At 59.6% G+C, this 9,329-nt stretch carries 7 protein-coding genes and 1 pseudogene; 5 read left to right on the top strand and 3 right to left on the bottom strand.

The features are described from left to right. Positions 1–100: 100 nt before the first annotated feature. The 3 genes and pseudogenes from F2P47_RS06275 to F2P47_RS06265 all read left to right on the top strand — a co-directional run. A pseudogene (locus F2P47_RS06275) lies at positions 101–271 on the top strand (helix-turn-helix domain-containing protein); the annotation flags it as partial. Positions 272–587: 316 nt separating this feature from the next. Next, positions 588–1,556 (top strand): hypothetical protein, encoded by a 969-nt coding sequence (locus F2P47_RS06270; RefSeq protein ID WP_152215338.1) that lies wholly within the window; start codon positions 588–590, stop codon positions 1,554–1,556. Positions 1,557–1,900: 344 nt separating this feature from the next. Continuing rightward, on the top strand, positions 1,901–2,677 hold the full coding sequence (locus F2P47_RS06265; protein WP_204886546.1) for a DUF6065 family protein: 777 nt from the start codon (positions 1,901–1,903) through the stop codon (positions 2,675–2,677). Here F2P47_RS06265 and F2P47_RS06260 read toward each other — a convergent pair whose 3' ends face one another. From F2P47_RS06260 to F2P47_RS06250, 3 genes are all read right to left on the bottom strand, one after another. Continuing rightward, entirely contained in the window at positions 2,678–3,865 is a 1,188-nt protein-coding gene (locus F2P47_RS06260) for a hypothetical protein (RefSeq protein WP_152215335.1), read from the bottom strand. Beyond that, positions 3,862–4,686 (bottom strand): hypothetical protein, encoded by an 825-nt coding sequence (locus F2P47_RS06255; RefSeq protein ID WP_152215333.1) that lies wholly within the window; start codon positions 4,684–4,686, stop codon positions 3,862–3,864. Before F2P47_RS06255 ends, F2P47_RS06260 begins: the two co-directional genes overlap by 4 nt. A gap of 189 nt (positions 4,687–4,875) precedes the next feature. Beyond that, the gene (locus F2P47_RS06250; protein ID WP_152215331.1) at positions 4,876–5,649 is read right to left on the bottom strand and encodes a Crp/Fnr family transcriptional regulator; all 774 of its coding nucleotides are present in this window, start codon (positions 5,647–5,649) and stop codon (positions 4,876–4,878) included. A gap of 330 nt (positions 5,650–5,979) precedes the next feature. Here F2P47_RS06250 and F2P47_RS06245 point away from each other — a divergent pair, with 330 nt between their 5' ends. Further along, positions 5,980–7,323: a globin-coupled sensor protein gene (locus tag F2P47_RS06245; RefSeq protein WP_152215330.1), complete on the top strand. Its 1,344-nt coding sequence runs from the start codon at positions 5,980–5,982 to the stop codon at positions 7,321–7,323. 37 nt (positions 7,324–7,360) lie between these two features. Then, positions 7,361–9,283: a PAS domain-containing sensor histidine kinase gene (locus F2P47_RS06240; protein WP_152215328.1), complete on the top strand. Its 1,923-nt coding sequence runs from the start codon at positions 7,361–7,363 to the stop codon at positions 9,281–9,283. The last annotated feature ends 46 nt before the right edge of the window (positions 9,284–9,329 follow it).

The raw sequence follows: 9,329 nt of genomic DNA, 5'->3' as shown, positions 1-9,329 counted from the left end.
GATCTGCTCTTCCGTAAAACGCTGCCTCTTCATCGTCCGTCTCCCTTCCATAGGGCCGGACTCTAAATCCTTCTGGACGAAAATCTCAGTGGCACGTCATCAGCAGTACATAAGCGGTCTGGAGAAGGGCCGTCGAAATCCCACAATCGTGACTGTCTATGAGTTGGCAACAGCCCTTGGGGTCTCGCATTTGGATTTGCTCCAAATGCCACGGCAATCCGGGCCTGTTGAAGGGAAGGCGAAGAAGCCCAGCGCGAAGGTCACGATATAGTCTTCGTCCCGTATGCGCGGGGCCGAAGCGCCCCCGGCAAGAAGCGGTGATTTGGCTAATTTCGTTCCCAAAGGTTGGAGTGGGTACCACATGGGTACCGTCTTGGTCTCACGAAGCGCCTCGATCTATCCCCTATCGGTAAGGGTCAGGGTGCGGTTTTGGCAATCAAAATCTCGATCAATGACGATCTAACCCGTTGAATTACAAGGCTATTTTAAGACTACGAATCTGAGGGTCGGAGGTTCGAATCCTTCTCGGCGCACCATTCTTCCCGGAAATCCCTGTATCCTGAAGCCTCCTTCCCTGAGGGCGCTTCATGATTGTCTTCGTTACGAGCCGGGGCCACGAATATACCGTCGCGAGCATGCGCGACGGGAAGTTCGGTTTTCCGACGCCAGATGTCCGGGTCGTGAATTATGAGCAGCTGTCGCGGGCGCGCCGCGTGCCGCGTGCGACCTATATCTTCACCGACTTCGAACGTCTTTCGCCCTGGGAGCTGCGGGTAGCGGCGGATCTCTTTCGCGCCCTTTCGGATGCCGGATTGTGTTGCCTGAACGATCCGGCGCGCGCGAAGTGCCGCGTGGAGTTGCTGCGCGCCCTTCACGGGGAGGGCATCAACCCCTTCGATGTCTACCGGGCCGAGGAACGACCGCGCCCGGAAAGATTTCCGGTCTTCCTGCGCTTCGAATCCGATCACGCATCGCCGCTCACCGAACTGATCGATACCCAGCAAGAGCTCGACAGGGCGCTTGAGGCGTTGCGCGATGGCGGTACGCCCTTGCGCGGGGTGATTGTGGTGGAGCAATGCGCCGAGCCCTATGCGCAGGGTCTCTGGCACAAATGGGGGACCTTCCGCGTCGGGCAGGCTATCTCGGTCGATCACATTTCGGTGGATAACAAGTGGCTGGTGAAATATGGCGACTGGGACAAACTCTCCGATGAGGTTGTCGCCGACGAGCATGATGCCGTGGCGACCAACCGTTTCGAGGTGGATATGCGCAGGGCTTTCGATGTCGCCGGGATCGATTTCGGCCGCGCCGATCACGCAATGGTTCGTGGGCGAACGATCATTTATGAAATCAACACCAACCCCAATATCGGGCGTTATGTGCCGGACCCGAAGCCTCTCCGCTTGCGGACGCAAACCATTGCGCGTGAGCGTCTGGCGCGGGCATTGGAAGCAATCGATACAAATGGTGGGGGGAGGGTTGCGATAGAGCCGACGCCGCTTTTGAGGAAATGCCGTCGCTGGCGTTTCGGCCTTCTCCCGCCCAAGCGGTCTTGATGGCCTGTGTGAAGTGCGAGAGGCCAGAACCGGACCGCAACCTCTCCCCGGAGGGATTACGGCTCAGCGGCACAATGTCTGGCCTCACCGCGAACGGATCAGAATGAGGCGATAGGAGGCGGGGGAGGGGGCCCGAGCGGCTTTTTCGTCGTGATGAAGGTCTTTGATTCAGCTGAAATAAGCATTCACATTCTCCCAAAATGAAGCAGTCAGGCTGAGCAGCACCAATAACTGCAACTGCTCTGCTTTTAAGCTTAGACTATTCGTGTTTACTGTCCAGAGTTGAGGCTCGGCGGGTGTTCCGTACCCGTCGTCATAGTCGAGTTGGCCGGCAAGGGGACGATATGCAGGGGCAGGATATTGAAATAGGCGAGTTGCGCCGGCTCATCTGCTATCGCCTGCGCGAACTTGCGCCAAAAATCATGCCGGGCCGTCCCGAGCGCGCGTGGATGGATGCCACCGACGAGCGATTTGCCTATCGCTGCTTGCCGCTCACCATCGCAAATTCATTCGGATGGGAATTGTTGCTGCCCGCCGGTGTGACGGCGGAGTGGAATGGTGGATCCGGACTCGACGATATCACGGTCGAAGTGGATGACGAGGCATGGTCCGCGGGCAAGCTCGCCGTATCGCATTTCGGCCATGGCGTACTCACATTTCAGACGGGCTATCTTTTTCGCACCGACCCTTCGGTGGGGTTGCTGGTGCGCGGTGTGCCCAACTGGCCGCGCGATGGCATCGCGCCCCTCGAAGGCCTGGTGGAAACCGACTGGCTGCCCTTCTCCTTCACAATGAACTGGCAGTTCACACGTCCTGGACGCGTCACCTTCGCGAAGGATGAGCCCTATTGCTTCATCTCGCCCGTCGGATATCGCGCGCTCGGCACGCTGGTGCCGGAGATCGCCGATATCGCCGACGCGCCGGAAGAAAGACGCCACTTTGAAACCTGGTCCAGAGAGCGCCTCGATTTCAACGAACGGTTGAAACGCGAGGAGCCCGATGCGGTGCGGCAAGGTTGGCAGAAATGGTACATACGAGGGCAGAGCCCGAGCGGCGCGCCCGTCAGTCCGCTTCATATTTCAAAGCTCCGCCTTGCCGATCCGCGCAGCGACGACGACTGATCAGGCCGTATCAAGCATGGCAGCGATCACTGCCTGGGTTGCGAAAGCTTTGTCGCGGTTCTCGGCAAGGACGAAGCCGGTGACGATTGAGCGCCCGTTTGCTGCGCTCAGCCGGGCCGCATCGACGAGGCGGGTGGGGACGAACCACAAATCGTCGATCGGTTCGCGCAGTCGGCGTGCAATTTCGGCCATTGAAAGCGTCGTCATTAGGTTCAGCGAAAGCGAAACAGGTAGCCTGGCCCGCGCGGCGGCAGCCGGATGCAGCAGCGCTTGCGACGTCGACGAGTTGAACCGGAAATTCGGATCGAAGACCACAGTTCGGCCATTGACGGTCTGGCCGATGTCCATCCCGGCGATGCCGAGAAACCCCCGCTTTCGTGCTGCCTCGCCTACCGCAATCGCCAGGTTTGGATCCGGCAGCAGATTGGCGGGATCGATCAGGCTGCCCGATTGGTGGCCCGGACAAGAGAAAACCTGTTCGGCGCTTCCGGCATAGAGCGTCCGGTCTTCATGCACGATGATGGAGGCGCACCAACTATCGGTGACGGGGACATGCTCTTCGACGATCACCCTGTCGGAGGTGTCGAGCTTGCGCATCTCTGACAAGGCAATATCAAAGCCGGTAGCATCGGTGCAATGGCGCACGGCGTAGCCCCAGCCGGTGGCTTCATCACCTGCCGCCTTCAGCCAGATGGGAGTGTTGATCTTGCGAGCCCTTACCTCATCGAACGTCATGATCTTGCGTTCCGGCAAATGCGCGGGGTCTACGAGGTCGCCAAGGTTCTCTTTTGAATTCAGGTGCACCCAAAGTGCGGGCGGCACGAGCTGGGCGTTCTCCGGATATCGGCCTCGGGGCAAAGGGTAAGGTGAGAACAGGCGGTAGCCCTCGGCAATCAACGCATCAGCCTGCCTCTCGGCCTCGGCGCCGGACTCATAGCGCCGGATATCCTCAACCACCTGCAGTCCAGCTGCTTCAAGAATAGTGAGGATTTCATCTGTAGCGCCAGAGACGTGACGCACCGACGGACGCTCGCCCAGAAGCCCCATTAAATGGGTGGTGACTGCATCAATGTTGAGTGGCGTATAACCCAGCATCCGCGTTTGCGTGAGATCGGTACGTGCCATGAATGCCGCATCCGCTGGCAGCATGTCCCGATCGGAAATCGCAGGGATCAGGTGAGCGCTCATGGCAGGAACCCTTCGATCCCTTCAGCCAGTTTATGCAGACGGGGCGAGGCGGGGTCGCCGGAATAAGCGGGCGTCTTGTTCAGGTCCAGCACGATCGGCTTGCCGTCATGCATGACATAGTCGAATTTGCCGAAATCGAATTTGGTTCTGTTTCTGAGTTCAACAAGCTCGCCGGGAACCTCGGTAATGAATTCATACCGGACCATGGTCCCCGTTTTGACCAGGGGGTCGGTGGAGAAGAGACGCCAGCCGTAGCTCACCGGGCCCAGAAACATCCAGCCGCGCAGGCAGTAAAGATCGCCGTCTTTTTCCGGCATGAACTTTTCGACGATGTAGCGGGGATTGTCCCATACCCAGCGAGGCACATGCCGGATCGATGGCAGGACCGGGTAAGTTCGATCCGGCAGGGTGCGGGCAATGTGCCAGGAGATGTCGGCGATCCTCATGCGCAGGCGATCCAGTGCCCGTTGGGCCGGGTGGTTGCCACGCAGCTCCGGCAGACCGAAATGGTTGAGGTTGGTCTTTACAATGACTTGCCCGCTCCAGTCCGACCCCGGATACACTTCGAGAACCGAGAAAAGGCGTTTCGAAATGTCGAGGATGCTTCCGTTGATCGCCCTCAATCCGCGAGGTGGTGGCGGAACATCTGTTGGCTCAAGTCGGGTCCGATCAATATGCAGAATGCAGGCATCGGCCTCGGGCGCGTAGGCAGGGCCCCAAACGCTTACGATGCCCCGCTCGCGCCAAATATCCGCCAACGCCTGCAATACAGAGGCTTGCGGCAGGCGCCCGGTACCGCATGCAATGCTGATCAGGGGCATGAACTTGAAATGCGTTAATCAAAAATAGAAAATGTTCCTCACGTGAATGATTCCGATTTTCCGGGGCGCGTGAAGTATAATTTGCACTATCGGGTTGGTCACCGCTTTATTGACCTTCATTTGTGTGGTCACAATCGGCGTTGCCACGGGCGACGTTCGTTTTCCCCAGCTTTGATCGGCCAACTCGCGTCAGACGTCGCGCCCGCCGGCGGCCTGGCGAAGGGCATAGGCGTCGGCGATTTTCAGCGTACTGGCACCGAGCACGATAAGCGCCGAGCGACGAAACTTGCTGATGACGCGGCTCACATGCACCTGCGTCAGTCCGAGCATATCGGCGATGTGTTGCTGGCGAATCGGGAAGGTGAACGAAAATCCGCTCTCGCCCTTCCAGCCGCTTCGCGTTGCCATATGAAGGAGAAAGCGCGCGATCCGCTCTTCCGAAGTGCGCCGTCCCAGATCGACGATCTGCGCCTCGCGGTTCTCCTTTTCGGAAATACAGATTTCGAGAAAGGAGCGAAGGGCGGCAGGGTCGCTATGGATGAACTGCTGGAGCTCTGTCTTTTCGAAGAGGCAGAGCCGGACGGGCGTGAGTGCCTGGACGGAGAAATACGCAGCGTCCCTGACGACGAAGGATGCGGAGATGAATTCGCCCGGCATGCCGAACGACAGGATCTGTCGTCGTCCGTCAGTCACGGTGACGTAACGGAAGGCCACGCCTTCGCGAATGATCGCCATATGCCTTGCTTTATCCTTCGCCCGATAAATGTGCTGGCGTGCGCGGACGGTGTTCTCGCGCGGCGTCACTTCGGGGAAGGATTTATGATCGCGCTGGAGGACTGAGCAGAAGCCTTGATCGCGCAAGGGACAGGTGTTGCAGCCACTCCACTCCGAGTCTTTGCCGCCGTGCCTTGAATTTTCGGCGGGCGATGCGGTCCGTCTTAACTCAGGCGCACTGGGGCTCATCGATACATACCGGAAGTGGGTTGGAAAACCGGGACTTGTGTATCGAGCAATCCCTGCCGAGACAAAACTCCCGTCCGGACATTATCGATCTTCGTCGTAATGGCGACAGACAAAAATCGACATTTTGTCGGTCTGAAGACTTTTCGTCGGATAACTATACTTTTTATTATGTAGATTATAAATCGTGATTATAAATCAGTGTAAGTAGTTAAATATCTCAATACTTATGAAATTAACCAATATTTTGGAGGTGCGAAATAAAGTCGCACCAGGTTGAGTATCGGAGTGTGCGCATCGGCAGGCATTTATTTCAGGGATCAAGGTGGGGATATGGAGAGCACGACAACATCGACGGACCGCGAGGGCCGCTTGCGGTTCATGGAAATTGATGCGGACGTCAGCAAGACGCTACGTGAATTGTGGCACATCATCGAGCCGCGGCTCCCCGACGTGCTGGATGGCTTCTATGCACATCTCGGATCCAGCCCCGCGCTTGCAAAGCTCGTCGGCAATCAGTCGAACCGCTTGAAACAGGCGCAGGGCAGCCACTGGGCCCGCCTTTTCGACGGCAAGTTCGATGAAACCTATATGGAGGGTGTGCGGACCATCGGTCTCGTTCACAGCCGTATCGGCCTTGAGCCGCGCTGGTATATCGGTGGCTATAAATATGTCCTCAATCGCCTCGTCGAAGTGGTGGTCAACAAGTACCGCTTTTCGCCCCGCCGCGCGGCACGCGCCATCTCGGCGCTCAACGCCGCAGTCATGCTCGACATGGATCTTGCAATTTCGGTCTATCAGGAAGCGGTGATGATCGAGCGTCAGCAGCGCCAGCGCGAACTCGAGGGCGCAATTGCGAACTTCGAAACGGTGATGGGCGGTGTCGTCGGTTCCGTTTCCGCGGCGGCGACCGAGATGCAGGAGGCTGCCCAGTCGATGACGGTCAATGCCGATCAGACGAGCGAGAGAACGACGGCGGTGGCCGCTGCCTCCGAACAGGCGTCGGCGAATGTGCAGACGGTCGCGACGGCGAGCGACGAGCTTTCGAGCTCCATTTCCGAGATCGGCCGCCAGGCGGCGCTTTCGACGAAGATCGCGAGCCAGGCCGTCGAGGAGGCGCACAAGACGGATGAGAAGGTGCAGGGCCTTGCTGCCGCCGCGCAGCGCATCGGCGATGTAGTGACGCTCATCAACGACATCGCCGCGCAGACCAATCTCCTCGCGCTCAATGCCACCATCGAGGCGGCGCGCGCGGGCGAGGCGGGTAAGGGCTTCGCGGTGGTTGCCTCCGAAGTGAAGGGGCTCGCCAACCAGACGGCCAAGGCGACCGAGGAAATCGCCGATCAGGTCAAGGCGATGCAGACGGCGACCACCGAGTCCGTCGATGCGATCGGCTCGATCGAGCGGGTCATCACGGAGATGAACGAAATCGCCGCCGCCATTGCGGCTGCCGTGGAGGAGCAGAACGCCGCGACGCAGGAGATTGCGCGCAATGTTCAGGAAGCGGCCCACGGCACCGAGGATGTTTCGTCGAACATTGCAGGCGTTGCGCAGGCGGCATCCGAAACCGGCGCGGCGGCGGCACAGGTCCGCGGCTCGGCCGGGCTTCTCGCGGACCAGGCCGAAACATTGAAGCGCGAGGTTGACGCATTTCTTGCCCGCGCCCGCGCAGCCTGAGTGCCACCGCGACATTCCCATTGCGAGGGGGAGCAGGATGTCCAAGCTCAGCAATCTCGGCCTTCTGACGCCGCCGGTCTTTGTCTTCGATCAGATCGGTGGCGGTCTCCTCTCGCTGAGTGCTGGAGGTGAGGCGCTCCTCGCCGCGCTCGGCCTTGCGCCGGATGACCGGCCGAGCCTGTCGCAACTCGAACAACGCATCGCGGCGGAAGGACAGTTGATTGCAACTTCCCTGCCCCCGTCAGACAGCGGCAGCAGCATGCGCGAGCTTCGCCGCACATGCCTCACGCCGGGCGGCGCGACCATCAGCATGGTTCGCATGTGGTCGAAATCCGCCGAGACGGTTCTCGTCGTGGAGATATCGACACCGCACCCCGAAGAGACGAGTGAGGTGGACGTTTTGCGTCAGCGCTTCGCCGACCTCCTGGATACGGCGGGCGATGCGATTCTTTCGATCGATGCCGAACAAAACATCGTGCTGTTCAATCGTCAGGCCGAAACGCTCTTCGGCTTCACCTCGGCGGAAATTCTGGGGCGACCGCTTTCCCTGCTTCTTCCTCATGACATGCGCGAACAGCACAAAGCGCATGTCTCATCTTTCAAGGGAGAGCGGCAACGCTCGCGTCTCATGTCGCAGCGGGCTGAAATTCGAGGGCTCCGCAAGGACGGATCGAGCTTCCCCGCCGAAGCCTCAATCGCGAAGTTCGAGTTTGGCGGCTCCGTCGTCTACACGGCCGTCGTGCGCGACCTCAGCGACCGCAACAAGGCACTCGACTATCTGCGATGGAGCGAACAGAACCTCGCCCGGGCGCAGCGAATAGCGCGGATCGGAAGCTGGCACTGGAATCTCCGCGCCGACATCATCACCGGTTCGACGGAAACCTACCGGATATTCGGCCTGCCCGAGGGGGAGCCGCTCGACTATGCGGCCTTTCAACGGCTGGTGCATCCGGACGACCGACTTCTCGTTACCGCCCGGTTTCGCAAGGCGTTTGAGGCAGGTGAAAGCTGCGGCTTTGGCCACCGGATTGTGCTGGGGGACGGTGCCGTTCGCCATGTCCATCTCGAGATGGAGATAGAGCGCGGCGATCTGGGTATCGCAACCGGAACGACAGGCACAATTCAGGACGTCACGAGTCTCCGGCAGATCGAGATCGAGCTCAAGCACGCCAAGGAAGAAGCCGAGGCCGCGAACCGCGCGAAGTCCGAATTCCTCGCCAATATCAGCCATGAACTTCGCACACCGCTCAACGCGATACTCGGCTTTTCGGAAATCATGTCGAGCGACATTCTCGGTACGCTCGACGTCGACCGCTATCGTGAATATGCGCGCGATATTCATAGCAGCGGCGAGCATTTGCTCGAAGTCGTCAATGACGTGCTCGACCTTGCGCGCATTGAGGCCGGCCGCACGATCCTGCACGAAGCCGCCTTCGCACCTGAGGATATGGCGCTGGACTGCCTCCACATGATGGAGGAACGCGCCTCTGCGGCGGGATTGCGCATCGAGATCGATGCGGATCGAGGACTGCCGCGTCTCAATGGCGACGAGCGCTTCTGCAAGCAGATACTGATCAATCTTCTGTCTAACGCGATCAAGTTCACGCCTGCGGGCGGGCGTGTGTGCATCGGATTGTCCGTCTCGCCTTCAAATGAATTCTGCCTGTCGGTGAAGGACAGCGGCATCGGCATCGCTGCAGACGATATTCCCAGGCTCATGAAGCCCTTCGTCCAGATCGAAAGCCATCTGTCGCGCCGCTTTCAGGGCACAGGACTCGGCCTTTCGCTCTGCAACGAATTCATGCGGCTGCATGACGGCACACTCTCGATCGAAAGCAAGCTCGGCAGGGGCACCGTAGTCACGGCGCGGTTTCCGGCCCCCCGCCTGATGGGCTACGACGCCGATGGGGCGGCGCCCGGGTCAACGCGCGTTTCGCGCCCGGCGCGGGTCGCGTCATAACGGGACATTCCGGCTTGCAGCGCTCGTCGCACCGGTGTGCGTGGTC

The organism is Parvibaculum sedimenti, assembly GCF_009184905.1.
Classification (GTDB): Bacteria; Pseudomonadota; Alphaproteobacteria; order Parvibaculales; family Parvibaculaceae; genus Parvibaculum; species Parvibaculum sedimenti.
This window is presented reverse-complemented; position numbering and strand designations above follow the sequence as displayed.

What these genes read in the sequence shown, in the direction of transcription:
- F2P47_RS06270 (WP_152215338.1), top strand. Translation starts at nt 588, where the DNA reads ATGATTGTCTTCGTTACGAGCCGGGGCCACGAATATACCGTCGCGAGC.
- F2P47_RS06265 (WP_204886546.1), top strand. Translation starts at nt 1,901, where the DNA reads ATGCAGGGGCAGGATATTGAAATAGGCGAGTTGCGCCGGCTCATCTGC.
- F2P47_RS06260 (WP_152215335.1), bottom strand. Translation starts at nt 3,865, where the DNA reads ATGAGCGCTCACCTGATCCCTGCGATTTCCGATCGGGACATGCTGCCA.
- F2P47_RS06255 (WP_152215333.1), bottom strand. Translation starts at nt 4,686, where the DNA reads ATGCCCCTGATCAGCATTGCATGCGGTACCGGGCGCCTGCCGCAAGCC.
- F2P47_RS06250 (WP_152215331.1), bottom strand. Translation starts at nt 5,649, where the DNA reads ATGAGCCCCAGTGCGCCTGAGTTAAGACGGACCGCATCGCCCGCCGAA.
- F2P47_RS06245 (WP_152215330.1), top strand. Translation starts at nt 5,980, where the DNA reads ATGGAGAGCACGACAACATCGACGGACCGCGAGGGCCGCTTGCGGTTC.
- F2P47_RS06240 (WP_152215328.1), top strand. Translation starts at nt 7,361, where the DNA reads ATGTCCAAGCTCAGCAATCTCGGCCTTCTGACGCCGCCGGTCTTTGTC.